Origin of the sequence: Bacillus sp. EKM420B, from assembly GCF_011065565.1 — a bacterium.
Taxonomy (GTDB): domain Bacteria; phylum Bacillota; class Bacilli; order Bacillales; family Bacillaceae; genus Bacillus; species Bacillus velezensis.
This window is the reverse complement of record NZ_JAAMNX010000003.1, coordinates 474,802-500,070: the sequence shown is the minus strand read 5'-3', so window position 1 is coordinate 500,070 and position 25,269 is coordinate 474,802. Positions and strand designations below refer to the sequence as shown.

Here is a 25,269-nt window from a genome sequence, read left to right as displayed (position 1 = left end):
CCAATGGGCCTCCTTTATTTCATCATCATGGTGAGGTTGCCTGCTGTAATAATGACTGTAATACTGAGGAAAAACATGAGAGAGACGATGGCGAGCGCCGCGAAAATATACAGCACGCTTCTGCTGATGACGCCGAGGCACGTAATGACGGGACCGCCTCCGAGCGGCTGCAGAATAGCGGCCGCGAGCTTATAAATAAAAGCGAGCGAGAGCACTTTAATCGCCGGAAACGCGGAGATGCAGATCAAAATTCCGACTCCTAGGATTCCCACGGTGTTTTTTAATAGGAGCGAGGCGCTGATGACCGTATCCGTCGCATCCGTAAACATCCGGCCGAGCACGGGAATAAAATTGCCTGTGATAAATTTTGCAGTCCTGAGCGTAATCCCGTCCGTCACGGCAGCCGAAGCCCCCTGTACGGAGATGACGCCGAGAAACACGGTGAGGAATACGGCAAGCGCGCCGATCGCGATATTTCTGAGCAGATTGGCAAGCTGCGTGACTTTATATTGATCCGTCATCGTGCTTACGATGCTTAAAATCGCTGACAGGAAGATAAGCGGCATGACAATGTTTTGAATGAGAAGGCCGCTCGTATTCATCAGAAATAAAATAACGGGGTGAAAAAAAGCTGCGGAGACGGCTCCCCCGGAAGACGCCAAAAGCGCGAGTAAAAGCGGGATGAGCGCGAGAATGAAACTTGTCATCGTCTGGATCGCTTCACTGGCATAATTGACGGCAACATGAAAGCTGTTTAAAGCGAGAATAATCAGCACCATGTAGACGATTGCATAAGCCACTTTGCTGACGGTGCTCTGCTGGAACGCATTTTGCAAAAGCTGCAGAATGACACAAAAAATGGTGAGAAGAATCAAAGTTCCCAGGAGCTTTCCGTTTGCGAGCACTTCATGAAACAAGTATGAAAATAAAGCCTTCAGCCATGCCTCCGGCGAGAACGTTTTTTCTCCGTTAATAAAGTCGATGATGCTTCCCTTTTGGCTTTCAGGCAGAAGACCGCCGTATTCTGTCATGATGTCGTCCCAAAACTTTCCGATGCCTTCTGTTTTCAGCGCTTCGGCCTGCTTTTTGGCCACTTCATCAGCGGATTCTTGGTGAACTGCGGTTTCCTGCGACGCACCGTCTGTTCCGGCAGCTTGTACACATTCAGTCTGAAAAAATAAGAGGATGAACAAAAAAGCCCCCGCCCACCGAAAGCGCTTCATTTTTTGTGCCCCCCTTTCCATTTTATTTATGCTCAAGAAGGAATAAGTCCGAGAATCGTTTCAATAATGACGGTGAGTATCGGCACGGCCATTACCAGTATCAAAATTTTTCCGGCCAGCTCTATTTTCGAAGCAATCGCTCCCTGGCCCGCATCCTTTGTCAGCTGCGCACCGAATTCAGCGATGTAGGCGATGCCGATAATTTTTAAAATGGTTTCCACATAGACCATATTGACATTTGCATTGACGGCTATTTTTTCTATCATTCTGATAATGTCGTAAATCTGATCGATGAGATAGAGAAAGATCACGCAGCCGCTGAAGACGACAATCATAAACGCGAAAGTCGGTTTCTGTTCTTTTACGATCAGGGAGAGAAATGTGGCGATCAGGCCTAAACCTACAATTTGAACAATCTCAATCTGTAAGCCCCCCTATCCTTGGAATAGAAACACAGCTTTGATCTTTTTGAACAGGTCATCGACAATCGTCGCCACCATAAATAAAATATAGATAAAGCCAAGCAGCGTCACCCATTGGGCGTATTCTTTTTTTCCCATTTGGTCAAGTATGGTGTGCAGAAACGCAACCACGATACCGACTCCGGCGATTTGAAAAATGACATTTACGTCGACTCCCATTTTATGTTTGCTCCCCTCATGTTTACATCAATAGAAGAATGAGTAACAGTCCGGCTAAAAATCCTAAGCTTTTCACCATTTTTTCATTTTTCGCCTGCGCCCGTCCGGCATCCGCTTCCGCCGCTTCCAAATGTGTAAGCGCAAGCTTGATATGTTTCTGCTGAGAAACACGGTCATGGAGCCCGAGCGTCTCTCCGAATTGCTTCAGCACATCGTATTCGCTTTTTTTCATCGCCATGGAGGGCCAGTTATGTTTCAAGCTCTGTTCCCAAGCCGTTTTGGCGGAATCGCTTCCCTGCTCAAGCCTTCTGCTGAAAGCTTGAAACAATAACGATACAGGTTTGGAAAGCTGTGCGGCAATTTGTCCCGAGGCGGTATGCAGCGGCGTATGCCCGAACATGATTTCCGCTTCTAGTGATTGCAGCGCCGCGCGCAGCTGACGGATCTGCCGCGGCCTTTCAATATACATTTTGGCGATCTCAAATCCCGTCCATGTCGTCGCCGTCAGAATGAACACGGCACCCAAAAGCTTCAGCATGTCATCACGCTTTCAGCATGCGGAACCGGTTCTCCGTCCTTTCCGTACATCCTGCTGATCGTTCCCGGACCGCGGCGTCTTGACAGCTCCACATACCGGTCAAACACGTTTTCCTCCCACAGCATTTTCAGCGACGGCCTCTTGACCAAGTCTTTCATATTCCACCCGTGCGCAGAGACGATAACGGATACGCCCGCATGGAGCGCCTCCAGCAGCGCTTGTGAGTCTTCCATTCTGCCGATCTCATCCACAATTATGACATCAGGACTCATAGAACGGATCATCATCATCAGCCCTTCCGCCTTCGGACAGGCATCAAGGACATCGACTCTGCGGCCGAAACTGTGCTGGGGAATGCCCCGCAGGCAGCCGGCAATTTCCGACCGTTCATCTACGATACCTGTCTTTTTTGCCGGGATGCGTTTTGATCCGGTGCTGGAAAGACGGGCCAAATCACGAAGCAAGGTCGTTTTCCCCGTTTGCGGAGGACCGATGATCAGCGTGTTCAGCCAGTTTTCTTTCCATAAGAAAGGAATGAGCGGTTCTGCGATCCCCAGCTTCTCCCGGGCGATTCGGATATTAAAAGAAGTAATATCCCGGAGTCCTTTGACGGCTCCGTTTTCGACGATGACTCTTCCGGCCAGCCCCACACGGTGGCCTCCTCTGATTGTGATGTATCCTTTTTTCAGCTCTTCTTCAAGCGTGTACATACTGTAATTGCTGAGCCGGCTGAGGATCAGCTGTGCGTCGCCGGCCGTACACACATATGACAAATACAAAGGTTGTCCTTTTTGGATCAGTTCAACCGGCCTGTCGACCCGGATTCTGATTTCTTCTGTATCCCGCCTCGCTTCTTCGGGCACGGCGGAGATGGCATCTCTCAATAATTCAGGGAGAACCTCTGTAATTTCATTCAATAGAGTCTCCTCCTTTTTACCGATTGGCTTCTTTAAAATGTATGATCCGGGACAGACTTTATGACACCCCGGCCCTCTATTTATGCACACCGGCCAAAATCAGCACCACCCCCGCAAAAATCAATATTAATTTTGCATATGAGAGCTGTCCGGCAATCTGATAAATGCCGATCGTCATTGTGATGATAAAGATCAGAGGGCCGACGATTGCCAAAATACTATTCACCACAACCGCTTTTCTGATGTCGTTTGTCAAAAGCATGATAATAGCGGCCGATAATTCAATGAGCGAGGACAAAACTCGTAAACCGGCCATCGTTAAAACAGTAGAATTGATTGAACCGAACAAAAATTTCATTGCAATCCCCCAACTTCAAGCATTTTGTTACACTATATGCTCTAGCTGACGGAAGTAGTCTCACTATTTTCATATAGAAGAAAGATTCTGAGGCAGAACGCAAAAAAAGCCTGCCCCGTAAAAGGAGCAGACTCCGAATTTCTTTAACTACGCTCTTGACACGTAAGAACCGTCTGATGTATTTACAACCAGCGTATCGCCTTCGTTCACGAAGAACGGTACGTTTACGACAAGGCCTGTTTCCGTTTTGGCAGGTTTCGTGCCGCCTGACGCCGTGTCGCCTTTAATTCCCGGCTCTGTTTCAACAACTTTCAGTTCAACTGTGTTCGGCAGTTCAATACCGAGCGTTTCAGACTGATACATCATGATATGCACAGACATATTTTCCAGAAGGTATTTCAATTCTTCTTCGATTTGGTTTTCGTTCAATTCAAGCTGTTCATATGAGCTTGTATCCATGAACACGTGCTGATCGCCGTTGGCATAAAGATACTGCATCGTTTTTGTTTCGATTTGAGCTTTCGCGACTTTTTCACCTGCACGGAATGTTTTCTCCTGAATAGCGCCCGTGCGCAGGTTACGCAATTTAGAACGGACAAATGCCGCTCCTTTTCCCGGTTTTACGTGCTGAAAGTCAACGACGCGCCAAATGCCGCCGTCTACTTCAATCGTTAGTCCTGTACGAAAATCGTTAACTGAAATCATGTTTGATGTCCTCCTATATTCCGATCACAAAATAATTAATTCTTTAGGGGAATGCGTAATTGTCCGGTTGCCGTTCTCAGTGATGATGATATCATCTTCGATTCTTGCGCCCCCGACATCCGGTATGTATATGCCCGGCTCAACCGTTACCGCCATGCCCGGCTCAAGAACGGCCGATGACCTGAAAGACAGCCCCGGTGATTCATGGACTTCCATTCCGAACCCGTGTCCTGTCGAATGGCCGAAATACTGTCCGTAGCCTTTTGCGGTGATATGATCCCTCGTCAGGGCATCCGCTTCTTTTCCCGTCATGCCGGGTTTTATATGCAGGACACCAAGCGCTTGGGCATCGTATACGACCTGATAAATCTCTTTCAGTTTATCACTTGGCTCTCCGACCGCGACGGTGCGTGTGATATCAGAACAATAGCCTTTATAATAAGCGCCGAAATCAAGCGTGACCAAGTCTCCCTTTTCAATCAATTTGCCGCTTGCCACTCCGTGGGGAAGGCTGGATCTGACTCCCGAGGCGACGATCATATCAAAGGAAGAGCCGTCTGCTCCTTGACGTCTCATATAAAATTCGAGCTCGTTTGCAACTGAAATCTCTGAGATGCCCGGTTTGATAAACGTCAGAATATGTTCAAACGCATCATCCGCAATCTTCGCAGCTTCCTCTAATATCTTAATCTCTTCACTTGACTTAATCAAGCGCAACTTTTCAACGGAATCCGCGACGGGAACCATCTCCGCTTCCTGCAGCACCGCTTGGTAGGATGCATATGTTCCGTACGTCATGCTGTTTTGCTCGAAGCCGAGTTTTTTAACGCCGTACTCAAGAATCGTATCCGCAGCCGTTTGGATTAAGCTACCGCCGTGCTCGATAATGTCAAAACCCTTCACTTGCGTCTTCGCCTGCTCGGTGTAACGGAAATCCGTGATAAATGCCGCACGTTCTTTCGATATGACCGCAAGGCCTGACGAACCCGTAAATCCCGTCATATACTGCAGATTGGCGGAGCTTGTCACCAACATTCCGTCTATATCCAGCTGACCGAAAAGATTTCGCAATTTCTCCAGTTTCATTCCCTTTCTCCTCCTCGCCGATTCTTGACTGCCGCCTGACAACGCGGGAGCATCCCCGCCCGGTTTTCAGCACAAAAAATGTTCACTTCTCGTGAACATTTTACCATACCGGACAGGGATTATACACTTATTCACTTGTTGCCGAGCGCCCTTGCAAGCTTGTCTGACGTAAGTTCATTGTAGTTGAAGGAAATTGAGTAGCCGACAAACAAACCGTACAGAATGTAAAGGCAAAGCGTCGTCACGATTGTATCTGATTTCAATTCAGTGACGGATTTCACATCTTCGAAAATCGGATTGAATAAGAAAAAAACCGCACACCATAAAATGACGCCGTACACCATCCCCGGCCACATGGTTTTAAAACGCTTCAGGCAGACGAAATAAATAAACGCCCCGGCAATTGAAATGAATCCGATGACAACGATGCTGACCATCGTGCCTAGCCATTGTTTTTTCCATTCTCCGATCATAAACGGCTGAAGAATCATGTTGGGGCTGATCTCTGAAAAATGAAAGACATACCCGAGATAGCCGATCAAACTCCAAAATACACCGCCGGCAAATCCGATACCGCAAATTCTGCCGGTAAATGAAACAGGCTGCTGATCATCATCCTGCTTCTTTTTTTCTTCCTGTTCTGAATGTTTTTCGCTTGTCATCATGGCACCTCCAGTCATAGACTGCCCAAAAATTAAAAAGTCATAAAAAGCTGCGCCATATTTTCATTCAATGAGTAAAATCTAAAGAAACGGGGTATACTGCATGTAGAAAAAGCATTGATTTTCCGGCTGTCTAACTAGAGGTTTACCGCGGTTTCCTGTACAATAGAGTGAAAGGAAATGGTTAGTAAATCCTAAGAAAACAGGCAGGTTGATAAACAATGTCCAAACAAAAAACGCCCCCTGCATACGGCGGGCAGGCTGTCGTTGAAGGGGTAATGTTCGGCGGCAGAAAAAATTATGTTACCGCCATCCGCAGGAATGACGGAAGCATTGATTTTTTCAAGCTTCCGAGAGTGCCGAACGCCAAGCTTTCGGCTTTAAAAAAGATTCCTTTTTTGCGGGGAATCGTCGCCATCATTGAGGCGAGCGCCAACGGCACAAAGCATTTAAACTTTTCCAGCGAACGTTACGGGCTTGATCCTCAGGATGACGCAAAGCTGGAGCAGGAAGATAAGAAGGGTTCCGGCTTATCGATGTTTTTCAGCCTGGCGGTGATCGGCGTACTGTCGTTTTTGTTCAGCAAATTCGTTTTTACGCTCGTCCCGGTCTTCTTAGCGGAGCTTGTAAGGCCCGTATTTTCCTCAGACGCCGCGCAGATCGGAATCGAAAGTCTGTTTAAGCTGATTCTGCTTCTCGGCTACATTTATTTTTTATCAATGACGCCGTTAATTAAAAGAGTGTTTCAATATCATGGAGCCGAACATAAGGTCATAAACTGTTATGAACAGAATTTGCCAATTACAATAGAAAATGTTCAGAAACAGTCACGGCTTCATTACCGTTGCGGTTCAAGCTTTATTTTATTTACGATCATTGTCGGCATGTTCGTCTATTTACTCGTTCCGACAGATCCGCTTTGGGTGCGGATTTTAGACAGGATTGCGCTTATACCGGTCGTTCTCGGCATCTCCTTTGAAGTGCTCCAGCTGACGAACAGAGTGCGGAATATCCCCGTTTTGAAAGTGCTCGGTTACCCCGGCCTGTGGCTGCAGCTTTTGACTACAAAGGAACCGGCGGATGATCAGGTCGAGGTTGCCATAGAAAGCTTTAACGAGCTTCTCAGACTGGAAGACATTTCAGAACAGAGCGAAAAGCCGTCTCACAACGTAATCTGAACCGTTACCGTTATTATTTTGGAGGTGGGCAGTTATGAATCATCGTGTACAACCTTTTTTTGCTGTATTGATAGCGCTTGGCGCATTCGGTTTCATTTATGCGGCGGTAACCAACCCCGGACAGATGATTTCAAGAGCGATCACCGTAATTATCGCAGGCGTTATTATTTATTTTATCGTGAGGACGGTCCTGAACCGACGCACCGGCCGTGACGGAACCGCTTTCAAAAAAGCGGCCAGACAATCGCGGCTCCGAATGAAGGAGCAAAAAGCGAAGCACCGCGCCGGACACAGAGGCCGGGTCAGCCATTTGCGGAGCGTGCCGAGCAGCAGCAGACCGAAGCCGATGATTCTTAAGAAAAAAAGCCAGACCCAGCTTACCGTCATAGAAGGCAAAAAGAATAAAAAGAAAAACAGAGCGCTTTTTTAATAGCTCCATTGCTTCAAAAATTGCTCTGTTCTGCTTTTTCCTAGCTCAATGAGAGCTAGTTTTTTTTGCGGTGTGAGATGAAACTCCGTCGCCATCACATGTTCCACCGGAATAAAAATAATATTCTGTTCATACTTTGTCGCGATATGCCTGGCATCATGAGCGTCTTTCATCGTTTCAAACAAAGCCCCGAACAGCTCAAAAGCGTTGCGGATTGATTTTTTCGGGCGCTCTTTTTCGTTGGGCGAAAGCGAAATTCCGATGACCGGCCGTTTGCGTTCTTTTGAATACAGCCAAATCGGGAAATTGCTTAACACGCCGCCGTCAACGACCGTTGAGGTGCCTTTTTCGGTCTTCAGTTTTATCGGTTCAAAAAAATAGGGAATGCTGCAGCTCATTCTGACGGCTCTGGCAACCGGGAACATCTCCGGATTTAATCCGTAGCGGGGAAGATCGTCAGGAAGCACGATCATCGTTCCGTTCGTCAGATCTGAAGCGATGAGACGGAGCGAGCCTTTTTTCAAATCGCCGAACGCGATGATACCCTTCGCTTTTAATTTATCCGCAATCCACTTTTCCAGCATATCGCCTCTGTATAGTCCGAGGCGCCAATATATCGACACCCACTGCAGGATTTTCAGCGGGAGGAATGAGCATCTCTGATCAAGCAATTGCCTTCCGTCCACCTCATCTATGATGGAATGAACCTCTCTGCTCGTATAGCCCGCAGCGATAAATGCGGCAATAATCGCGCCGGCGCTTGTTCCGGCGAGCCTTTCAAAGCGAAAGCCCTTTTCTTCCAGCGCTTCATAAGCGCCGGCAAGCGCCACCCCTTTTATCCCCCCTCCCGAAAATACGCCGTCAATCTGCATAGCGCGCCCTCTCCCTTCCATCTCAAGGTGTATTATTATTTTAAGAAACGGCTGGGCGAAATAGACCAAAGAATGAAGACATTAAAAAAAGGGCGCCCCATTTCGGGCTGCCCTTTATTCACCGGGATTTTCGGTTTTTTTCTGTACGGATTTCAATTCTTTTTTCCGGCTTTCGTCATCTTCAAAATACTGAACGAGGTCGCCGATGCGGTCAATGCTGTTCCAGCTCAGATGATGTTCGATTCCTTCAACATCATTGTAAATCTTCTCTTCATCAACACCAATGATTCTTAAAAACTGCTCAAGCAATTCGTGTCTGTATACGAGCCGTTTGCCGATCTTTTTGCCTTTTGACGTCAATACGAGCCCGCGATATTTTTCATAAATCAAATACTCGTCTTTATCTAGTTTTTGAACCATTTTCGTTACAGAGGAGGGGTGGACTGCCAAAGCTTCCGCGATATCAGAAACCCGTGCATATCCTTTTTCTTCTATCAGCATATAAATCTGTTCAATATAATCTTCCATACTTGGTGTTGTCATAAGTAACCCTCCCAAAAAGCACCTTAACTTTATAAACCATTACAAGTTTACACTAACGGTCATGAAAAAACAAGGATGCTTCCGGTCTGTCAAGCCTTATCAGCGCTTATAATTCCATTCATCAGACGCGTATTTCGTCTCAGCCAGCTCATTGACAAATGCAAGCTCTTCAGACGTGAGTGTGTAAGGCTCAAGATGAATGTTCAGCCCTTCCTCAAAACCGGCTTTAAAAGCGATTCTGGCCTCATCCATCGTTACCCGTTTCGGCGCTAAGGCGTTGATGGCTACCGCTTTGTTTTTGAAATTCCGCTGCATGCGCTCACGGACTCTGTCGCTCGGATATAAAAACAGATCAAACAGTTTATCCTCATCAATGTCAAGCAGGATGGAACCGTGCTGAAGAATGACGCCTTTTTGGCGTGTCTGTGCGCTTCCGGCAACTTTCCGTCCTTCAACGACCAGTTCATACCACGAAGGCGCATCAAAGCAGACGGACGAGCGCGGATTTTTCAAGCTTTCTTTTTCTTTCTCCGTTCGCGGAATCGCAAAGCAGGCATCAAGTCCAAGGTTTCTGAATCCCTGCAGAATACCTTCTGAAATCACCCGGTACGCCTCTGTCACCGTGGCCGGCATTTCCGGGTGATCCTCTGAAACGATTACGCTGTATGTCAATTCTTTATCATGCAGAACACCCCGTCCGCCTGTCGGTCTTCTGACAAACCCGAGGCCGTGTTTATGTACTGCGTCAAAGTTAATTTCCTTCTTAATATTTTGAAAATACCCGACAGACAAAGTTGCCGGATTCCAGCCGTAAAATCGGATCACCGGAGGAATTTTTTTTTGGCTGTGCCAATATAAAAGCGCTTCATCCAGCGCCATGTTAAATGCCGGGCTTTCATTCCCTGAGTCAATAAACCGCCATGTTTCTTTTTCCATACACTGAACCCTTCTTTATCGTTTTAATAAAATCAGTTTAACAAACTGCCTTGAAAATGAAAAATATTTCGTTTCATTAAGGATGACAATCGCTTCATGCTTTACTATAATAGTATTTGTCCCAAAACGTCCGGTAAGCCTTGTTTTCAGGAAGCAGGGTTTTGATTTTATAAGTTAAAGGAGTAGAATCGCATTGTCTAATATGATTGCTTTAATTATTGTTGCGGCGTTTATCGTTTATATGATCGTGTCGTATTTTTACCAGCAGCGTTTAATGAAAACACTTACGGAAGAGGAATTCCGCGCGGGCTACAGAAAAGCGCAGCTGATTGACGTCCGTGAGCCGAATGAATTTGAAGGCGGCCATATTCTCGGCGCGCGCAACATTCCGCTGTCACAGCTGAAACAGCGCAAAAGTGAAATCCGTCCTGATAAACCCGTTTATCTGTACTGCCAAAACAATGTCCGCAGCGGACGCGCGGCACAGACGCTCCGCAAACACGGCTGCAAAGATATTTACAACCTGAAAGGCGGATTTAAAAAATGGGGCGGAAAAATTAAAGCAAAAAACTAATCATGAAAAAAGAGCTGTCCGTTTTATACGGAAGCTCTTTTTTTATACCGTGTCAGCGGCTGACGTCAGGTGTACGTTCGTATTTTAAAACCGGCTTTCTTGCCGCCTTGGTTTCATCCATTCTTTTGACAACTGTTGTATGCGGCGCCTCCTGAACGATTTCAGGCAATTCCTCCGCTTCCCGCGCAATTTGAATCATGGCATCTATAAACGCATCAAGCGTTTCCTTCGATTCCGTTTCCGTCGGTTCGATCATAATGCTTTCTTCAACATTGAGAGGAAAATACACAGTCGGCGGATGATAGCCGAAATCCAAAAGCCGTTTGGCAATATCAAGCGTTCTTACGCCGAGCTTTTTCTGCCTTCTTCCCGATAACACAAATTCATGCTTGCAATGACGGTCATACGGGAGATCATAATAAGGCGCGAGTCTTCTCATCATATAATTTGCATTTAAAACCGCGTTTTCGGTCACAGCTTTTAAGCCGTCAGGCCCCATGGAACGGATATACGTGTAGGCTCTGACATTAATGCCGAAGTTGCCGTAATAAGGTTTTACGCGCCCGATCGACTGCGGCCGGTCATAGTCAAAAGTCAAACGGCCCTCTTTTTTCGTAAGAACGGGTTTCGGCAGATACGGAATGAATTCTTTTTTCACTCCGACCGGCCCTGAGCCCGGTCCTCCCCCGCCGTGCGGCCCGGTAAATGTTTTATGCAGATTAAGGTGGACGACGTCAAATCCCATATCTCCCGGCCTTGCTTTACTTAAAACGGCATTTAAATTCGCTCCGTCATAATAAAGCTTTCCGCCGGCCTGATGGACGATTTCAGCCATTTCCGTAATGTTTTCTTCAAATAACCCGAGGGTGTTCGGATTCGTCAGCATCAGCGCAGCTGTTTCTTCGTTTACCGCTCTTTTCAAATCTTCAATGTCAACCAGCCCGTGCTCATTTGACTTAACGGTAATCGTTTCAAAACCGGCGACCGTGGCGGATGCCGGATTCGTACCGTGGGCTGAATCAGGGACAATCACCTTCGTCCGTCCGAAGTCTCCCCGCGCTTCGTGGTAGGCGCGGATCATCATCAGGCCGGTCCATTCACCGTGAGCGCCCGCCGCAGGCTGCAGCGTCACCTCGTCCATGCCCGTAATCTCCTCCAAGTGTCCGCTTAAATCGTATAAAAGCTCAAGCGCCCCCTGAACTGTGTCCTCGTCCTGAAGCGGATGAATAGCGGAAAAACCTGCGAACCGGGCAATCTTTTCATTTAATTTCGGATTGTATTTCATCGTACAGGAGCCGAGCGGATAAAAGCCTGAATCAACTCCGTGGTTTCTCTTAGAAAGAGCGGTATAATGCCGCATAATATCAAGCTCTGATACTTCCGGCAGCTTTGCGTCTTCATCGCGGATATAGTCACCGGGAAGAAGGCTTTCAAGCTCTGTTTCCGGCACATCAAGCTCCGGAAGGCTGTAACCGACACGCCCTTCGCGGGACATTTCAAAAATAAGCGCCTGATCTTGATTATTCATGTTGATCCCCCAATCCCGCAATAAGCGAATCGATCTCTTCTTTCGTTCTCAGCTCTGTGACGGCAATCAGCATATGCTGATCCAGTTCCGGATACGCAAGACCTAAGTCATATCCGCCGATGATGCCGTCTTGCAGGAGCCGCCGGTTTGCTTCCTTGACGGGAAGATTAAGCCTGACGGCAAATTCATTAAATATCGGGCCGTCAAATGCTACGTGCAAGCCGGCTTTTTCCGCTTGGCGTCTCGCGTAATCAGCTTTCAATATATTTTGGCGGGCCATGTCTTTGACGCCGTTTTTTCCGAGCGCCGTCATCGCGACTGAAGCCGCTAAAGCATTCAGCGCCTGATTTGAACAAATGTTAGACGTGGCTTTGTCTCTTCTGATATGCTGCTCGCGCGCCTGAAGGGTGAGAACAAAACCTCTTCGCCCGTTTTCATCCTCCGTTTGGCCGACAAGCCGGCCCGGCACCTTTCTCATCAGTTTTTTCGTTACTGCAAAATAGCCGCAGTGCGGGCCGCCGAACGCCGCATGTATGCCGAAAGGCTGCGCGTCTCCGACGACAATATCAGCTCCGTATGCCCCGGGCGGTGTCAAAATACCGAGCGCGAGCGGGTTTGAAGAAACAATCAGCTGGCTGTTTCCTTTATGTGCGAGCGGCTCAATGTCCTTTAACGGCTCGATTTGTCCGAAGAAGTTCGGATACTGAACGATCACGGCGGCCGTCTCATCACAAACGGCATGTTCCAATGCTTCAAGATCTGTGACGCCGTTTTTCGCGGGCACCTCTACAACCTCAATATATTGGCCCTTTGCGTATGTTTTCAAAACATCCCGTGATTCCGGATGAACGGCTGCGGAAATGACGATTTTTTTCTTTTTCGTATGTCCCGACGCAAGCATCGCCGCTTCCGCAAGCGCCGTTCCCCCGTCGTACATAGAGGAGTTTGCGATATCCATTCCCGTTAATTCACAGATCATCGTTTGAAATTCAAAAATCGCCTGCAGCTCCCCTTGTGAGATTTCAGGCTGGTAAGGCGTATAAGCCGTGTAAAACTCTGATCGGGATATCACATGATCGACGATAACCGGCTGGTAGTGATCGTACACTCCTGCGCCCAGAAAAGATGCATATGTAACAGCGTCTTTATTTTTCGCCGCAAGCTTTGTCAGCTCTCTCGTCAGCTCCGTTTCAGATTTTGCTTTTTTAATTTGGTAGTCTTTTTGAAACCTCACATCTTCCGGAATATCGGCAAACAGTTCATCAATTGTTTCTGCGCCGATGGCTTTCAGCATTTCTTTTTTATCCTGTTCTGTCGCGGGCAAATATCGATGCTTCATATGACTCTCCTTTTTCAGCTCTGTTTTGGACGTTTATAAAACGGTGTGCGGACAATCTTCGCTTTTACCGTTTTTTTACGGATTTCCACTTCTACTTCCGTTCCGACTTCACTGAATTCCGTTTTGATTAAGGCAAGGCCGATATTTTTCTTTAAAGTCGGAGATTGCGTGCCTGTCGTGACTTCACCGATCGGAACACCGTCTTTTTTCACGGCGTACCCGTGTCTCGGAATCCCTTTTTCAATCATCTCAAGTCCGACCAGCTTTCGCGGGGCTCCTTTTTCTTTCTGTTCGCGCAATACAGATTTCCCGAAAAAATCGGAATCTTTCTTGTGTTTCACGGCAAATCCGATTCCGGCTTCAATCGGTGTAATATCTTTCGTCAATTCCTGACCGTATAAAGCAAGCTTCGCTTCAAATCTCAGCGTATCACGGGCGCCGAGGCCGCACGGAACGAGACCTTCATGCTCTCCCGATGCAAGTATCTCCTTAAATAGATGAACCGCATCTTCATTTCGGCAATATAACTCAAACCCGTCTTCACCGGTATAGCCTGTTCTTGAAAGCAGGACTTGGCGTCCGGCAACGTCCGCCTCGTCAATAAATGTAAACGGCTTTAAGGAGGACAAATCACATTCAGTCAGCTTTGCAAGAACCGTCTGGGCATTCGGCCCCTGAACGGCAAGCAGTGAAATCCCGTCAGACTGATTCGTCAGCGTGACGTCGCCTTCCACATGTTCCGTCAGCCAGGCGATGTCTTTTTCAATATTAGACGCGTTTATCACGAGCAGATAGCAGCTCTCGCTTTTCTGATAGATCAGCAAATCATCGACCGTGCCGCCGTCAGGATAACACATGGCGGTATAAAGCGCGTTTCCCGGCTTTAAATCGGCAACGTCATTTGTCATCATTTTTTGCAGAAAAGACAGGGCGTCTTTACCGGATACTTCAACTTCCCCCATATGAGACACATCAAACAGGCCCGCTTTTGTGCGGACGGCTTCATGCTCCTCTTTAATAGAAGAAAATTGAACCGGCAGCTCCCATCCTCCAAAATCAATCGTTTTTCCGCCGTATTCTTTATACACGTCATAAAGCGGTGTTCGTTTCAGCATCATCTTCCCCCTTCAGTCATTGGCGCATTGTAAAAACATATAAAAAAGGACAGAGAAACACCTCATAAAAATGAAGGTTTCTCTGTCCCGGCACCTGAAAGTTTACTTTATGAACATATCATAAAGACGTCCCCTTTGGTGGCCTGCTTCTTCTAAGTGCAGACACTCTCCAGAGTTGCGTCGAGCAAGAGTTCTTTTGCCTGAGAGATTCACTCCGCAGTTTGCTCCTTCGGCGCCCGGACGCCCATCTTTCGTCCGAGTCTCTCCCCTTGCTGTCATTCGCTCATATTTACCAATTTTATGGACATACTAAAGCAATATCTTTTAGTGAAATCATTACTTATATCCTACCACCCTCATTTACGTCCGGCAACAAAAATTATGATAAATCAGTTTTTTAAAAGAAAGGCGGTTTTGTTACATATGACAGCAGAGATCATATTTGATGCAAACTGGCCGGGAGAGTTTTCTGAGCGGCTGAAAACGGACGGTCCCTGGTCAAATTGGGAGATGTACAAACTGTCGGCTGAAGTCCAGCAGACCCTTGCCATTCCTGAATTCGAAGGGTTGAGGGCTCCTTTGTACCTTCCCGATTTCACTCCGCTTCCCCATCAGCTTGAGGTCGCGCAGAAAGTCGTTGAAAAAATGAACGGCAAGGCGATTTTGGCTGATGAAGTAGGGCTCGGAAAAACGGTGGAAGCGGGCCTGATTTTAAAAGAATATATGATTCGCGGGCTGGCCAAGAAAATCCTGATTCTTGTGCCGGCATCACTCGTTTCCCAGTGGGTGAAAGAGCTTCAGGAGAAGTTTTTAATACCCGCTGTTGAACAGAAGAAAAGCTATGTGTGGGAACAGTGCGATATCGTCGTTTCTTCTATTGATACGGCCAAACGCTCCCCTCACAAAGACATTGTCCTTTCTATTCCGTATGATCTCGTCATTATTGACGAGGCGCACAAGCTCAAAAACAGCAAAACGAAAAATTATGAATTTGCGAGAAGTCTTGTGAAGAAATACTGCCTGCTTCTGACGGCGACGCCGATTCAAAACCGGATCGAAGAAATCTTCAATTTAGTGTCACTGTTAAAGCCCGGCCATTTAGGAAACGAAAGCGGATTTCAAGAAACCTTCAATCAGAAGGACGGGATTGACGCTCATGAGCATTTGAAAGAACTCGTCAATAAGGTGATGATCCGCAACACGCGGAGCGACACCGGCCTTACATGGACGAAGCGCCACGTGGAAACAGTGCCGATCACCTTTTCACCGACGGAACAGGCGCTTTACGATGACATTGCCGCACTGAAAAACGGCACGGAAAAGCCCGCAAGCGCATTTTCCATTATGACGCTGCAAAGAGAGTGCTGTTCAAGCCGGGAAGCCGTGTATATGACGCTCAAAAAAATGCTTGACCAAAAAGACAAACAAGCGCCCGCATTCGATGAACAGACGATCGCTAATTTAATGGACCGCATCAATCAAGTCACGCAAAACTCAAAAGCGATTCAAGTTGTTGACTTGATCCAAAAGATTAATGATAAAGTCATTATTTTTACTGAATACAGGGCGACACAGATTTACCTGCAATGGTTCCTTCAGCAGAACGGCATAAGCTCCGTTCCGTTCAGAGGCGGATTTAAACGCGGAAAAAAAGACTGGATGAAGGATCTTTTCCGCGGCAAAGTGCAGGTGCTGATCGCTACAGAAGCCGGAGGCGAAGGGATCAACCTGCAATTCTGCAACCATATTATCAATTATGACCTCCCGTGGAACCCGATGCGGCTTGAACAAAGAATCGGAAGGATTCACAGACTCGGTCAGGAAAGAGATGTCCATATCTACAATATGGCGACAAAACATACGGTGGAAGAACATATCTTAAAACTTCTGTATGACAAAATTCATTTATTTGAAAATGTCGTCGGAGAATTAGATGACATTTTAACAAAAATCAAAGTGAGCAATTTTGAAGACCATTTGCATGATATTTTATGCCATTCGCTGACAGAGGAGGAAATGAGAATCAAAATGGACAATCTCACCTCTTTTCTGTCGTACAGTACGGAAAAACCCGCCAGAAAAAAAGGCTCTTAAAAAGGAGGTAGCGCGACATGAGACAGCAGGAGGTTCACCAATTTTTACTGCGCTTTTTTGAAGCGAACCACTGCCCGATTACAGAACACGGGCCGGGTTTTATGACGGTTCAGTTGACGGTCGAGATGGACAAACAAATTATGAACCGCCCGTTTTATTGGCATTGGCGTGAAAAAACGGGCGGCGAACCGAACCCGATGAAGATTACGTTCATCACTGATAAAGAAACGGCTCCGGAGGATATGGACGGCGAGTTTATTTACTTTGGAGCCCCGCGCCTCTTTCAAATCTTTCAAGCAGTTAAACAAAATGGGAGATTTACAAGAATATATGAGAAAATTGTATCAGCCGGAGCCAGAGTGCCGCTTCAGCCCTGGCTTGGATTAAATGTAGTGATTTCATACCAATCCGACATGAAAAAAGACAGACTTTTGTCTTTAGGCCTGCATCTTGTTTCTGGAACAATTATAGAAGGGTTTCAGCAGAAGCTTGCAACGCTTCCGCTGACCTCGCAAATATCAGACTATTGCTTTACCATATCGCCGATGATTAAGCCGGAAAGCGGGATTAAAAGGATGGAGCATTACTTAAAAGACGCTGCCGCCAAAGAGCCGTCAGACTGGGCTGACAGCGCGATCGCCAGATGGAAAAAGGACCTCAGGCTGCTCGATCAGTTTTATGAGCAGACAGAAGAAAAACCTGAGGAATACCATTTGGAAAAACAAGCGCTGAAAGCCTTATATCAGCCGAAAATTCACATTCAGATTGAAAACGGCGGTTTATTTTTCCTGCAAAGTAATTTTTCTGGATAAGCGTTATCCATTCGACACCTTTCCCGTTTTTTCTGGAAATTCTATATTATAATAAAAGTATATAGAAAAAATTTCTGGCGTTTCGCATGCGATGAATCACTTCCAGACATGTAAAGATAAGGTCATGGGCGGATTGGCTGAAATACATAAACAAGTATTTTAGGAGGAGAAAATGCATGAAAAATGCAAAAATGGAATTTTCGCAATTAGATAAGGAATGGGTTGAGCTGATATTAGAAGCTCAAAAAGCAAATATCAGCCTAGAAGAAATACGCAAATACCTGCTTTCGCATAAAAAGTCTTCTCAACATATCCAGGCAGCCAGAAGTCATACCGTAAATCCTTTCTGAATGTGCTATAATATCACAAGGAAGGTGATGACATTGATTGGCCAGCGTATTAAACAATACCGAAAAGAAAAAGGCTACTCACTATCAGAACTAGCTGAAAAAGCTGGGGTAGCGAAGTCTTATTTAAGCTCAATAGAACGAAATTTACAGACGAACCCCTCCATTCAATTTCTCGAAAAAGTCTCCGCTGTTCTGGACGTCTCGGTTCATACTTTACTTGATGAAAAACATGAAACCGAATACGATGGTCAATTAGATAGTGAATGGGAGAAATTAGTTCGCGATGCGATGACATCCGGGGTATCAAAAAAACAATTTCGTGAATTTTTAGATTATCAAAAATGGAGAAAAGCGCAAAAAGAGGAGTAGTGCCGCCATATGTGCACAACTCCTCTTTTAACTGTCCGACTTTCGGATTAGTTTTTATCCTCACTGTGAGCCTTTTCATTTTCCTTGACGTAACCGTCTTTATCCGTATGATCTTTCTTAATAGTCAAGCCGTTCCATTGCGTTGCTTCAAAAGAGAATTGAAGAGAAATCGCATTGCCTTGGAACTTGTTTTGCACACTTAATCCGTCCGCAGTTTTTGCGGTGTCATTTTTAAATTGGATTTCCATTCTCACCTGGTCATAATCAGCAGGCGTTTTCGGAACTCCGTCGTACTCAGGAGCTGTTTTACCGTTAATGGTTGCCACATTGACTTTTCCGCTCTCACTCAGGAATTTCGGATCAATGTGCTTGCTGATCGCTTCGGCAGCTGCTTTATCCTGCTTTGTTGACATTAAGTATAAGTCTTTCAGGCTGGCCGCCTTTAAAATGATATTTTTAGGATAGCCGTTGCCCCCTTCTTTACCGACTGTCAGAACCGTAATTTCAAACTGGCTGAGGAAATCCTCCGCAGATTCATTTCCTTTCTTTGCTCCTTTAAAGTCAGTAAAATTCAAAGCCATCAGCACTTCTTTAATAGCAAGTGAACCGTTGTTTCTGAATTCAAAATCTTTCGTCAATTTATCACCTGGTTTTAAGTTTGACAAATTGACATTGGCTGATTGTTCTTTAGCCGATAAATCAAGTGTTCCTGACGCAAATGTAGCGTCCGTCGACTTCACATCATTAAATGCGGCCCATGTGCCTCCTCCTACTAATGCTAAACCGAGTGCGGCAGAGGCAACGCCCAAGCTTAATTTCTTTTTCATACCCATGTTTGTACTCCCCTTACTTTTTATTTTTTGTTATCAAATCCTGTCGCCAGGTTGCAACCGTATTCATGTGGAGATGGTTCCCTTTTTCGCATGTTCTTCCAGCGCTTTCGTTTTCCGCTCAATATCGCGGAGGGCGCTGACGATGACTGTTATTGAGTAAATCAGAAGCATGACGCCGGGAACGATTAACAGAATCGCCGTTCCGATCGGCTGGCTTGCCAAATGTATGACATATCCTGCATACGGAAGCTGATATCCCGTATACTGGGCCGCCACTTTTTCAGCTTGAACGGGTGCGGCATCCGGGGCGGCATTATGGTCCCCTTTTGTCTCAAACAGCAGGTTCCCGTCCTTTTTTGTGATCCCGATTATTCTGTGTGTGACGGCTGTTCCGTCATCTTGCGTAAAGGTGATCACATCCCCTTTTTTTAAGTCATTCACGTCAGAAATTTTCTTTACCGCTATGAGCGAACCCGTCTTAAATTCCGGGTCCATTGAACCCGACAGCACGGATTTCAGCGTATAGCCGAAGATGGCCGGCTCACCCCCGGAAGCCCGGGTCGAAATCACCGTTAACGTCAGCACAATAATCAGACTGAAGATGACGGCATACAAAATATTACTGATCAGTTTCAGCGTTTTTTTCATGTTCTTCCCCGCTTTCTTTTACCGGCTCAGCCGGCTCTTTCTCCGTTTTCTTTAGCTCGGAAACGGTCGCCTGTTCCCGGCATTTGACGAGTTTCATCGGTTTTGACCACTCAAATTTTTCTTCGTCCGCCGGATACCCTTCAGGCTTGTAAACCTTGAATGCGTATATGCCCGGCTGCAAAGACCGCTTTGACTCAATTTTATAAATCGTTTTGCTTTTTTTATCAGTAATAAGCCCTTTATCCACAACATTGCCGTTTCGTAAAGGCTGCTGCTGAGAAGCGATTTTATGGAGCTCCCATTTCCAGTCAGAAACAGTCCGCTCTTTTCCCTTATTCTCCAGCTCGGCATAGAGTTGAAGCGGCGCACACACGGTGCCTGACGTATCAGTTTGATTTGTTATATGTAAATCACTCTGATCCCAGCGTTCGTCATAACGGCAATCGTCATCCGTATATTGAAAATCTCCGCACGTTTGAACCGGGAGACTGAAGCTTTTCACATCATTGAAGGAGGAACTTGTATCACCTGTGAACTGAGCACATATCGTCACGGACAGGCAAAAAATGAACGAAAGCCGTAAAAATAGCATCATCCGCCATCTCACCTTGCCCTTTTTTTCCATTCGCAACCATCGGAACATGCCTTACCCCCTGTAAAACTGTTAATAAATATGACAACCGTTCTCTTTAAAGAACCGTATGAACAAAGTATAATCAAGGATTATCGTCTTGAAAAATGTCAAAATCGGTCAAATTGTTCGTTTTTGAGAATGGTATCTTTCAAAAACATCGTTTTGCTTCAAATTACACACCTTTTTGGAATTTTTTCTAATAAAACGTGAGAAAATAACGAGGTGACTAGAACAAAATGGAAAGTATATACAGCGAAAGGACGAAGAATGATGATCACACAAAGTCTGATTTGCCTTTCTCTTCTTGTTTTCGGGGTTTCAGGAACAGCTCAGGCGGAAAAGGTGCCTTATTATGCTGTTCACCATAAATCAAAATGGGAAAAGTTAGCAGAAAAAGAAGCTAAAAAAAGATATCCGCTCGCCCAAACATTATTTATTCAAAAGGTGTGGGATCGGAAAAGAACGGATGAAGCAGTCAAACAGTACCACTTGACATTGCGGGATGGCGCAAAAGAATTTGGTGTGTTTGTTACGATTTCTTTTAATCCCTACAGCCAAAAGGTAAATAAAATTGCCGTCATTGAGGAATACCAATAAGGCCCTCCTGATACAGGAGGACCTTTCGTGTGATTCACTTTATTTTTTCCGCTGCTTCCACAGCTTAAAACTGTACGGCAAGATTCCGAACCAGTGCTGAGAAGCCGGCACTTTCTTTTCTTTCCGCACTTCTTTTCGCTCTCTCCGTTCCTGTTTCGGCGTATCGAAATATTTAACGAATTGCTCAGTCATATATTTTACATAATCATTTGTTTTCACGGCTCTCACCTCATAGTGCTGTCTTTACTATGAAGTGTTGTCCCGCCGCCTCTTTTTTATACTTCCGTCCATTGAATCAGCTGTTTCTTCTTCTGATCGAACAAAAGGTGAGCCTCCCGTCTCGTGCCTGACACTGTTTCGGCCTGAATTGTAACCTGAACCGTTTCCCGGCGATCACTCCCGGTGATGCGGAAGGAAACAGTTCCGTACGGAAAACGCTGTGTACCAGTTTGGACCTTTTGTCCCTGTGTCATATGGCGGCTTGACAGCAGCGCGCCGTTTTGGAGCAGATTCTCTCCGATCCAATACTCCCCGGCCTCTTTCGCAAATGTTTTTCGGGTGATGAAATCAGATGAAGTATAGCTGATGACAAGTAAAACTGCGGCAGAAACAAACAGAACCGCGGGATATATAAAACCGTCAGATTTGTGCATTTAATCACCTTTTAAAGAGCTGTAAACCGGAATGACCGCCTGATTCTTTTTACCTGTAACGCTTGAGATCTCTAATAAGAGCAGGCCGTTTTTCACATCAGCCGTTAATGATACCGCGTTTTGCAGGATCGGCACGTGGCCTTTTCCGTTTACTCTTTTCCTTATCATCTTATGATAAATTTCAAAACGCACTTCTTCGCCTCCTGTTTTCCGGCATGCTAACGCCCGGCCGCCGTCCGCCGGTTTCACAGTCTCTGCCTGTTTACATTCGTTCATGATCTGCTGAACGGCAATTTGATGCTCCCGGCTGTCTAATCCGCCGTTATCGGTCCGGTTTGATAAAAACAGATGTAAAATCGGGCCCAGGGTTCCTGATAGGAAAAGACAGACTGCCAAGGAGAACAAAACATTAAGAAGCGTAAAGCCAGTCTGTTTTGAGAATGCTGAGACACATTTCTTTTTCGCCGCGGTCAGCCGCACACACTTTGTAATACTCACCATCCTCCTTCCACTTCACGCTGGGAGACGGCGGCTTTTTTCCGGTCATCATATAAGTGCTGATATGCTTCTGAAGAAGCTGGTACGCTTCCTGGCGATCTTCTATTTTCAGACCATCTGTCAGCATGCCCGTCCAGACCGGAATGATAGACGTCATAAGGAACAGCCAAATGGCCATTGCTGATAGTGTTTCAATAGTAGAGAACCCTTTATTTCCGTTTAGCATGGACATTTCCGCTCCCTAAGTAAACTGTGATCTCATAGGTGAACCCGGCGCTCTTCAATTGAATCTTTCCTCCCGAATTCGGATGGCCTTTTTCATTAAATTCAAGGCTCTCCGGTAAAGTCACAAGTGTAATGTGAAGCGAATCAAAAGAACGCTCGACAATCCTTCCGCCTGACTGCAGTTTGTATTTATGCTCTTTTGGAAGAAAAGTGATTTTTGTTCTTTTATGTTCTGCGATAGCCGTTTCCTGGGCAAGCTGAATATCTTTTTGAAGCTGTTCTGTTTTTTGCCGCACGGCAAGGTGGGTGCAGACCGGCGGAACCGTCGTGAACAAAACCGTCAGCAGGACGGACGCCAGGCTTAACACAATCAGGCTTTCAAGAAGGGTAAACCCGTTTTCTGTCCGCCTGTTATTGTTCAACTGTAACTTCTCCGCCACTAATTAAGATCTGTTTACCATTCGGGCAGGCTGTATTCTTTTTGATATATCCCTCTGATTGTAAATCGTTCATATCCGGCATTTTACCTTCATGGTCGATTTCGTACGCCGTCACTTGGGCTTTCACCATATTCTGCAGTCCTTCACAGCCTTTATGCTGAATGCTTTGATTATGTTTTGTAACGTTAGGAATGGTGATTAAAAGCAGAATGGAAACAATAAATAAAACGATCAGCATTTCAATTAAAGTAAATCCATCTTGATTTTTCAGACGAAGCACTCCCTTACATTTGGTTCATCATCTGGTACATCGGCATCAGCATTGACATGTAGACAATTAAAATCATACCGGCCACAACACCGTAGATGACAGGCTGGAGAATGCCGGTATACTTCGCCGCGTTTTGTTCAAGACGCTCCATCATAAACTGGCTGTACGTATAAAGTTCGCGGTGAAGCAGGCCGTTTGCCTGTCCGTGGCTGACTGCAGCCGCAAGATCTTTTTCATAACACGGATGCCCGGAAAGAGCGGATTCTATGGTTTCTCCGGCTTTCAGACGTGTAATGAGCATCTCTGCTTCTTCACGATAAAAAGGCAGAAAAGATTGTTCTTTAAAAGCTGTTAAGCTGTCATAGATAGAAAGACCGGATTTCAGAAGACTGCTGAGCTGTAAAGAGAAAAAGTAGCTGTTAAAAAGAACGGCCGCTTTTCCTAAGAGGGGTATTTTCACAACAATGAGCATTTTATCTTGCGGGGATTTTTTCTTACATAAGAACCAAACGTACAAAAACAAGCAGAAAGCGGCGGACAGCGCCAGTGCGCAGGCTTCATGAAAATGCCGAAAAAACGCAAAGATGAAAGCAGTCGCACCGGATGTATTCATATTCATTGATTGATAAATCCCAGAAAACTGCGGAATAATTAAACTTTGCAGGATATAAAACATGACACAGACGGAAGAAATTAAAAACATCGGATACCGGAGCATTTTTTTGATTTGATTCGTCTGCATGAGCTTTCTCTGTAATAATTCGCCGCTTTGTTTCATCGCCCCCGGCAATTCTCCGTGTTTCTCTGCGAAATAGCAGATAGAGACGGCTTCTTTATGAAAAGACAGTGCCTCAAGCACTTCGTAAAACGCATCACCTTCCCTCAGCCGGCGGATTCCGTCCGTCAGCTCTGCAAGCTGACGTTTATGCAGCTGGAGTTTCAGCAGTCTGAGCCCTTCAATCAGACTGTATCCTTTTTCCGTCATTTCACCGAGCCTTTTCAAAAAAGCCGCTTGATCCTTCAACGGCCAGGTTCGTTTAATCCGCTTCATGATACACCCACCGATCGTAATTGTCGGTCGTGACATAGCCGAGCGCGATTCCTTTTCTGATCAGCCTGCGGAGCGTCTGATATTGAAAATTGGCGTGCTCTCCCTTTGCTTCCTGAAAGCATTGGGTAAGGTTTTTCCCGTAGAGCAGTTCATAAATGCCCGCACGGCGTGTCTGCCTGTACATCCGGCAGTACACCGAACAGTTTTCCTCTTTGCAGAACGGACATGTTAAATCAACCAGACGCTGAGCAGCGATGGCAATGACGGTTTGTTCAATTTCTGTCATGTTCACCCCAAACTCCAGCAGTCTGTATATGGCGCCCTTAGCATCCCTTGTGTGCAGGCTTGAAAGAACGAGGTGTCCCGTCATGGCCGCGCGGACTGCGATTTCAGCCGTCTCGGCATCCCTGATTTCCCCTAAGATGATCATATCGGGATCATGTCTTAAAATCGCTTTTAAACCGGCGGAATATGTGACTCCGGCTTTTTCATTCACCTGGACTTGCAACACATCCTCATCTCTTGTTTCTACGGGGTCTTCAAGCGTGACAATCCGCCGGTTGAAATGCCTTTTTGCATAGTTGACAAGCGAGTAAAGGGTGGTCGTTTTTCCAGAGCCGGTCGGGCCGGTAAACAGAAGCAGGCCGTGCGAATGCTTCAGAAAGGACAATAGTGCGGCGCCCGCCCCCCGAAATAAGGACAGTTTATCCAGAGGGGGAATCTGCCGCTTAGGCAAAAGCCTGATGACAAGACTTTCATCATTCATTGTCGGCAAGGTTGACATTCTCAAATGAACGGTTTCCGTCGGAAGCGGCAGAGACAATGACCCGTTTTGCGGCTTACGTCTTTCTCCTATATCCATGGCCGATAAAAACTTGAAATGAGAAATAAGCCTTACGCATTCCTCTTTTTTTAAGACTCTTTTTTTCACAAGAGCATGGCCGATGCGAAAATGAATGAAAGCATCCTTTTCTCTCGGCACAATGTGTATATCTGAAGCCCTTGCCGTATAGGCCTCATTTATGATGTTCCTGCTGTATGTTTCAATATTTTTCACAAGACTTCCCTCCTTCCGCACGTATTGTAAATCAGATACACAAAAGCCGGCAAAGGAGAGATTATGCGTTTTACACTGTGTAAAACGTAAAA

Annotated in this window: 34 protein-coding genes and 1 riboswitch; of the genes, 8 read left to right on the top strand and 26 right to left on the bottom strand. The window is 46.1% G+C overall.

Annotated elements, in window-relative coordinates; translation table 11 throughout:
- Positions 1-14 precede the first annotated feature (14 nt).
- The 9 genes from spoIIIAE to G9F48_RS12630 form a co-directional block, all read right to left on the bottom strand.
- The gene (gene spoIIIAE, locus G9F48_RS12670; RefSeq protein WP_003153145.1) at positions 15-1,223 is read right to left on the bottom strand and encodes a stage III sporulation protein AE; all 1,209 of its coding nucleotides are present in this window, start codon (positions 1,221-1,223) and stop codon (positions 15-17) included.
- A 32-nt stretch (positions 1,224-1,255) separates the two neighbouring features.
- Positions 1,256-1,645 carry a stage III sporulation protein AD gene (gene spoIIIAD / locus G9F48_RS12665; RefSeq protein WP_071392571.1) on the bottom strand — a complete coding sequence of 130 codons (390 nt, stop codon included), beginning with the start codon at positions 1,643-1,645 and terminating at the stop codon, positions 1,256-1,258.
- 12 nt (positions 1,646-1,657) lie between these two features.
- Positions 1,658-1,864: a stage III sporulation protein AC gene (spoIIIAC, locus tag G9F48_RS12660; RefSeq protein ID WP_003153142.1), complete on the bottom strand. Its 207-nt coding sequence runs from the start codon at positions 1,862-1,864 to the stop codon at positions 1,658-1,660.
- Between the two features lie 22 nt (positions 1,865-1,886).
- A complete protein-coding gene (spoIIIAB, locus tag G9F48_RS12655; protein WP_032874046.1) occupies positions 1,887-2,402 on the bottom strand; it encodes a stage III sporulation protein SpoIIIAB in 516 nt (171 codons plus the stop codon).
- Positions 2,396-3,319 carry a stage III sporulation protein AA gene (spoIIIAA, locus tag G9F48_RS12650; protein WP_044053459.1) on the bottom strand — a complete coding sequence of 308 codons (924 nt, stop codon included), beginning with the start codon at positions 3,317-3,319 and terminating at the stop codon, positions 2,396-2,398. The genes spoIIIAB and spoIIIAA overlap by 7 nt, the downstream gene beginning before the upstream one ends.
- A gap of 76 nt (positions 3,320-3,395) precedes the next feature.
- Positions 3,396-3,677 (bottom strand): YqhV family protein, encoded by a 282-nt coding sequence (locus tag G9F48_RS12645; protein WP_003153124.1) that lies wholly within the window; start codon positions 3,675-3,677, stop codon positions 3,396-3,398.
- A 147-nt stretch (positions 3,678-3,824) separates the two neighbouring features.
- Positions 3,825-4,382, bottom strand: coding sequence for an elongation factor P (gene efp / locus G9F48_RS12640; protein WP_003153123.1), 558 nt, complete (start codon positions 4,380-4,382; stop codon positions 3,825-3,827).
- A 24-nt stretch (positions 4,383-4,406) separates the two neighbouring features.
- Positions 4,407-5,468 carry a M24 family metallopeptidase gene (locus G9F48_RS12635; protein WP_165409569.1) on the bottom strand — a complete coding sequence of 354 codons (1,062 nt, stop codon included), beginning with the start codon at positions 5,466-5,468 and terminating at the stop codon, positions 4,407-4,409.
- A gap of 131 nt (positions 5,469-5,599) precedes the next feature.
- Complete coding sequence (locus tag G9F48_RS12630) at positions 5,600-6,130, bottom strand: YqhR family membrane protein (protein WP_003153121.1); 531 nt, start codon at positions 6,128-6,130, stop codon at positions 5,600-5,602.
- Positions 6,131-6,351: 221 nt separating this feature from the next.
- Between G9F48_RS12630 and G9F48_RS12625 the strand changes: the two genes are divergently transcribed.
- Both G9F48_RS12625 and G9F48_RS12620 read left to right on the top strand, forming a co-directional pair.
- Positions 6,352-7,308: a DUF1385 domain-containing protein gene (locus G9F48_RS12625; protein ID WP_003153120.1), complete on the top strand. Its 957-nt coding sequence runs from the start codon at positions 6,352-6,354 to the stop codon at positions 7,306-7,308.
- A gap of 34 nt (positions 7,309-7,342) precedes the next feature.
- On the top strand, positions 7,343-7,738 hold the full coding sequence (locus G9F48_RS12620; protein WP_017418130.1) for an SA1362 family protein: 396 nt from the start codon (positions 7,343-7,345) through the stop codon (positions 7,736-7,738).
- Here the strand turns inward: G9F48_RS12620 and G9F48_RS12615 are convergent.
- The 3 genes from G9F48_RS12615 to G9F48_RS12605 all read right to left on the bottom strand — a co-directional run bounded on the left by G9F48_RS12615 (position 7,735) and on the right by G9F48_RS12605 (position 10,089).
- Positions 7,735-8,610: a patatin-like phospholipase family protein gene (locus G9F48_RS12615; RefSeq protein ID WP_015388011.1), complete on the bottom strand. Its 876-nt coding sequence runs from the start codon at positions 8,608-8,610 to the stop codon at positions 7,735-7,737. The two genes, G9F48_RS12620 and G9F48_RS12615, sit on opposite strands and share 4 nt — an antisense overlap.
- A 114-nt stretch (positions 8,611-8,724) precedes the next feature.
- Positions 8,725-9,153 (bottom strand): transcriptional regulator MntR, encoded by a 429-nt coding sequence (gene mntR / locus G9F48_RS12610; protein WP_007408338.1) that lies wholly within the window; start codon positions 9,151-9,153, stop codon positions 8,725-8,727.
- A 99-nt stretch (positions 9,154-9,252) separates the two neighbouring features.
- Positions 9,253-10,089, bottom strand: coding sequence for a lipoate--protein ligase family protein (locus tag G9F48_RS12605; protein WP_003153114.1), 837 nt, complete (start codon positions 10,087-10,089; stop codon positions 9,253-9,255).
- 193 nt (positions 10,090-10,282) lie between these two features.
- On the opposite strand from G9F48_RS12605, the gene G9F48_RS12600 reads away from it, so the two are divergent.
- Positions 10,283-10,663 carry a rhodanese-like domain-containing protein gene (locus G9F48_RS12600; RefSeq protein WP_007408335.1) on the top strand — a complete coding sequence of 127 codons (381 nt, stop codon included), beginning with the start codon at positions 10,283-10,285 and terminating at the stop codon, positions 10,661-10,663.
- A gap of 52 nt (positions 10,664-10,715) precedes the next feature.
- Here G9F48_RS12600 and gcvPB read toward each other — a convergent pair whose 3' ends face one another.
- Genes gcvPB through gcvT form a run of 3 tightly spaced genes read right to left on the bottom strand, consistent with a single transcriptional unit; the run spans position 10,716 to position 14,645 of the window.
- A complete protein-coding gene (gene gcvPB / locus G9F48_RS12595; protein ID WP_165409568.1) occupies positions 10,716-12,191 on the bottom strand; it encodes an aminomethyl-transferring glycine dehydrogenase subunit GcvPB in 1,476 nt (491 codons plus the stop codon).
- Positions 12,184-13,530 carry an aminomethyl-transferring glycine dehydrogenase subunit GcvPA gene (gene gcvPA / locus G9F48_RS12590; RefSeq protein ID WP_165409567.1) on the bottom strand — a complete coding sequence of 449 codons (1,347 nt, stop codon included), beginning with the start codon at positions 13,528-13,530 and terminating at the stop codon, positions 12,184-12,186. The genes gcvPB and gcvPA overlap by 8 nt, the downstream gene beginning before the upstream one ends.
- A gap of 14 nt (positions 13,531-13,544) precedes the next feature.
- Positions 13,545-14,645, bottom strand: coding sequence for a glycine cleavage system aminomethyltransferase GcvT (gene gcvT, locus G9F48_RS12585; RefSeq protein WP_165409566.1), 1,101 nt, complete (start codon positions 14,643-14,645; stop codon positions 13,545-13,547).
- Positions 14,646-14,823: 178 nt separating this feature from the next.
- Positions 14,824-14,924: riboswitch (glycine riboswitch) on the bottom strand.
- Between the two features lie 144 nt (positions 14,925-15,068).
- On the opposite strand from gcvT, the gene G9F48_RS12580 reads away from it, so the two are divergent.
- From G9F48_RS12580 to sinR, 4 genes are all read left to right on the top strand, one after another.
- A complete protein-coding gene (locus tag G9F48_RS12580) occupies positions 15,069-16,739 on the top strand; it encodes a DEAD/DEAH box helicase (protein ID WP_128574830.1) in 1,671 nt (556 codons plus the stop codon).
- A gap of 17 nt (positions 16,740-16,756) precedes the next feature.
- Complete coding sequence (locus G9F48_RS12575; RefSeq protein ID WP_060562613.1) at positions 16,757-17,551, top strand: YqhG family protein; 795 nt, start codon at positions 16,757-16,759, stop codon at positions 17,549-17,551.
- Positions 17,552-17,727: 176 nt separating this feature from the next.
- Positions 17,728-17,901 carry an anti-repressor SinI gene (sinI, locus tag G9F48_RS12570; protein ID WP_003153105.1) on the top strand — a complete coding sequence of 58 codons (174 nt, stop codon included), beginning with the start codon at positions 17,728-17,730 and terminating at the stop codon, positions 17,899-17,901.
- A 33-nt stretch (positions 17,902-17,934) separates the two neighbouring features.
- The gene (gene sinR / locus G9F48_RS12565; RefSeq protein WP_003153104.1) at positions 17,935-18,270 is read left to right on the top strand and encodes a transcriptional regulator SinR; all 336 of its coding nucleotides are present in this window, start codon (positions 17,935-17,937) and stop codon (positions 18,268-18,270) included.
- A gap of 47 nt (positions 18,271-18,317) precedes the next feature.
- Here sinR and tasA read toward each other — a convergent pair whose 3' ends face one another.
- The 3 genes from tasA to tapA form a co-directional block, all read right to left on the bottom strand.
- Positions 18,318-19,103, bottom strand: a complete 786-nt coding sequence (gene tasA / locus G9F48_RS12560) for a biofilm matrix protein TasA (RefSeq protein WP_003153102.1) — start codon at positions 19,101-19,103, stop codon at positions 18,318-18,320.
- Between the two features lie 63 nt (positions 19,104-19,166).
- Entirely contained in the window at positions 19,167-19,751 is a 585-nt protein-coding gene (sipW, locus tag G9F48_RS12555) for a signal peptidase I SipW (protein WP_012117977.1), read from the bottom strand.
- Positions 19,723-20,394: an amyloid fiber anchoring/assembly protein TapA gene (gene tapA, locus G9F48_RS12550; protein WP_165409565.1), complete on the bottom strand. Its 672-nt coding sequence runs from the start codon at positions 20,392-20,394 to the stop codon at positions 19,723-19,725. Before tapA ends, sipW begins: the two co-directional genes overlap by 29 nt.
- A 258-nt stretch (positions 20,395-20,652) precedes the next feature.
- On the opposite strand from tapA, the gene G9F48_RS12545 reads away from it, so the two are divergent.
- Entirely contained in the window at positions 20,653-20,982 is a 330-nt protein-coding gene (locus G9F48_RS12545; RefSeq protein WP_060562616.1) for a DUF3889 domain-containing protein, read from the top strand.
- Between the two features lie 39 nt (positions 20,983-21,021).
- Here the strand turns inward: G9F48_RS12545 and G9F48_RS12540 are convergent, their stop codons facing one another.
- The 8 genes from G9F48_RS12540 to comGA are packed head-to-tail and all read right to left on the bottom strand — an operon-like array spanning position 21,022 to position 25,177.
- The gene (locus tag G9F48_RS12540) at positions 21,022-21,201 is read right to left on the bottom strand and encodes a YqzE family protein (RefSeq protein ID WP_165409564.1); all 180 of its coding nucleotides are present in this window, start codon (positions 21,199-21,201) and stop codon (positions 21,022-21,024) included.
- A 56-nt stretch (positions 21,202-21,257) separates the two neighbouring features.
- A complete protein-coding gene (gene comGG / locus G9F48_RS12535; protein ID WP_060562617.1) occupies positions 21,258-21,635 on the bottom strand; it encodes a competence type IV pilus minor pilin ComGG in 378 nt (125 codons plus the stop codon).
- Positions 21,636-22,136, bottom strand: coding sequence for a competence type IV pilus minor pilin ComGF (comGF, locus tag G9F48_RS12530; RefSeq protein ID WP_231932011.1), 501 nt, complete (start codon positions 22,134-22,136; stop codon positions 21,636-21,638). It abuts the gene before it with no gap.
- Positions 22,045-22,359, bottom strand: a complete 315-nt coding sequence (comGE, locus tag G9F48_RS12525) for a competence type IV pilus minor pilin ComGE (RefSeq protein WP_146284356.1) — start codon at positions 22,357-22,359, stop codon at positions 22,045-22,047. Before comGE ends, comGF begins: the two co-directional genes overlap by 92 nt.
- Entirely contained in the window at positions 22,343-22,780 is a 438-nt protein-coding gene (gene comGD, locus G9F48_RS12520; RefSeq protein WP_007612572.1) for a competence type IV pilus minor pilin ComGD, read from the bottom strand. The genes comGE and comGD overlap by 17 nt, the downstream gene beginning before the upstream one ends.
- Positions 22,770-23,078, bottom strand: a complete 309-nt coding sequence (comGC, locus tag G9F48_RS12515; protein ID WP_003153087.1) for a competence type IV pilus major pilin ComGC — start codon at positions 23,076-23,078, stop codon at positions 22,770-22,772. Before comGC ends, comGD begins: the two co-directional genes overlap by 11 nt.
- Positions 23,079-23,082: 4 nt before the next feature.
- Positions 23,083-24,120 carry a competence type IV pilus assembly protein ComGB gene (gene comGB / locus G9F48_RS12510; protein WP_063174751.1) on the bottom strand — a complete coding sequence of 346 codons (1,038 nt, stop codon included), beginning with the start codon at positions 24,118-24,120 and terminating at the stop codon, positions 23,083-23,085.
- Entirely contained in the window at positions 24,107-25,177 is a 1,071-nt protein-coding gene (gene comGA / locus G9F48_RS12505; protein WP_003153083.1) for a competence type IV pilus ATPase ComGA, read from the bottom strand. Before comGA ends, comGB begins: the two co-directional genes overlap by 14 nt.
- Between the last annotated feature and the right edge of the window lie 92 nt (positions 25,178-25,269).

Bases quoted from the DNA above. Each gene is read 5' to 3' on its own strand.
- spoIIIAE (WP_003153145.1), bottom strand. From the start codon at position 1,223: ATGAAGCGCTTTCGGTGGGCGGGGGCTTTTTTGTTCATCCTCTTATTT.
- spoIIIAC (WP_003153142.1), bottom strand. From the start codon at position 1,864: ATGGGAGTCGACGTAAATGTCATTTTTCAAATCGCCGGAGTCGGTATC.
- spoIIIAB (WP_032874046.1), bottom strand. From the start codon at position 2,402: ATGCTGAAGCTTTTGGGTGCCGTGTTCATTCTGACGGCGACGACATGG.
- G9F48_RS12645 (WP_003153124.1), bottom strand. From the start codon at position 3,677: ATGAAATTTTTGTTCGGTTCAATCAATTCTACTGTTTTAACGATGGCC.
- efp (WP_003153123.1), bottom strand. From the start codon at position 4,382: ATGATTTCAGTTAACGATTTTCGTACAGGACTAACGATTGAAGTAGAC.
- G9F48_RS12635 (WP_165409569.1), bottom strand. From the start codon at position 5,468: ATGAAACTGGAGAAATTGCGAAATCTTTTCGGTCAGCTGGATATAGAC.
- G9F48_RS12630 (WP_003153121.1), bottom strand. From the start codon at position 6,130: ATGACAAGCGAAAAACATTCAGAACAGGAAGAAAAAAAGAAGCAGGAT.
- G9F48_RS12625 (WP_003153120.1), top strand. From the start codon at position 6,352: ATGTCCAAACAAAAAACGCCCCCTGCATACGGCGGGCAGGCTGTCGTT.
- G9F48_RS12620 (WP_017418130.1), top strand. From the start codon at position 7,343: ATGAATCATCGTGTACAACCTTTTTTTGCTGTATTGATAGCGCTTGGC.
- G9F48_RS12615 (WP_015388011.1), bottom strand. From the start codon at position 8,610: ATGCAGATTGACGGCGTATTTTCGGGAGGGGGGATAAAAGGGGTGGCG.
- mntR (WP_007408338.1), bottom strand. From the start codon at position 9,153: ATGACAACACCAAGTATGGAAGATTATATTGAACAGATTTATATGCTG.
- G9F48_RS12605 (WP_003153114.1), bottom strand. From the start codon at position 10,089: ATGGAAAAAGAAACATGGCGGTTTATTGACTCAGGGAATGAAAGCCCG.
- gcvPB (WP_165409568.1), bottom strand. From the start codon at position 12,191: ATGAATAATCAAGATCAGGCGCTTATTTTTGAAATGTCCCGCGAAGGG.
- gcvPA (WP_165409567.1), bottom strand. From the start codon at position 13,530: ATGAAGCATCGATATTTGCCCGCGACAGAACAGGATAAAAAAGAAATG.
- gcvT (WP_165409566.1), bottom strand. From the start codon at position 14,645: ATGCTGAAACGAACACCGCTTTATGACGTGTATAAAGAATACGGCGGA.
- G9F48_RS12580 (WP_128574830.1), top strand. From the start codon at position 15,069: ATGACAGCAGAGATCATATTTGATGCAAACTGGCCGGGAGAGTTTTCT.
- G9F48_RS12575 (WP_060562613.1), top strand. From the start codon at position 16,757: ATGAGACAGCAGGAGGTTCACCAATTTTTACTGCGCTTTTTTGAAGCG.
- sinI (WP_003153105.1), top strand. From the start codon at position 17,728: ATGAAAAATGCAAAAATGGAATTTTCGCAATTAGATAAGGAATGGGTT.
- tasA (WP_003153102.1), bottom strand. From the start codon at position 19,103: ATGGGTATGAAAAAGAAATTAAGCTTGGGCGTTGCCTCTGCCGCACTC.
- sipW (WP_012117977.1), bottom strand. From the start codon at position 19,751: ATGAAAAAAACGCTGAAACTGATCAGTAATATTTTGTATGCCGTCATC.
- tapA (WP_165409565.1), bottom strand. From the start codon at position 20,394: ATGTTCCGATGGTTGCGAATGGAAAAAAAGGGCAAGGTGAGATGGCGG.
- G9F48_RS12545 (WP_060562616.1), top strand. From the start codon at position 20,653: ATGATGATCACACAAAGTCTGATTTGCCTTTCTCTTCTTGTTTTCGGG.
- comGG (WP_060562617.1), bottom strand. From the start codon at position 21,635: ATGCACAAATCTGACGGTTTTATATATCCCGCGGTTCTGTTTGTTTCT.
- comGF (WP_231932011.1), bottom strand. From the start codon at position 22,136: ATGGTGAGTATTACAAAGTGTGTGCGGCTGACCGCGGCGAAAAAGAAA.
- comGE (WP_146284356.1), bottom strand. From the start codon at position 22,359: ATGCTAAACGGAAATAAAGGGTTCTCTACTATTGAAACACTATCAGCA.
- comGB (WP_063174751.1), bottom strand. From the start codon at position 24,120: ATGAAGCGGATTAAACGAACCTGGCCGTTGAAGGATCAAGCGGCTTTT.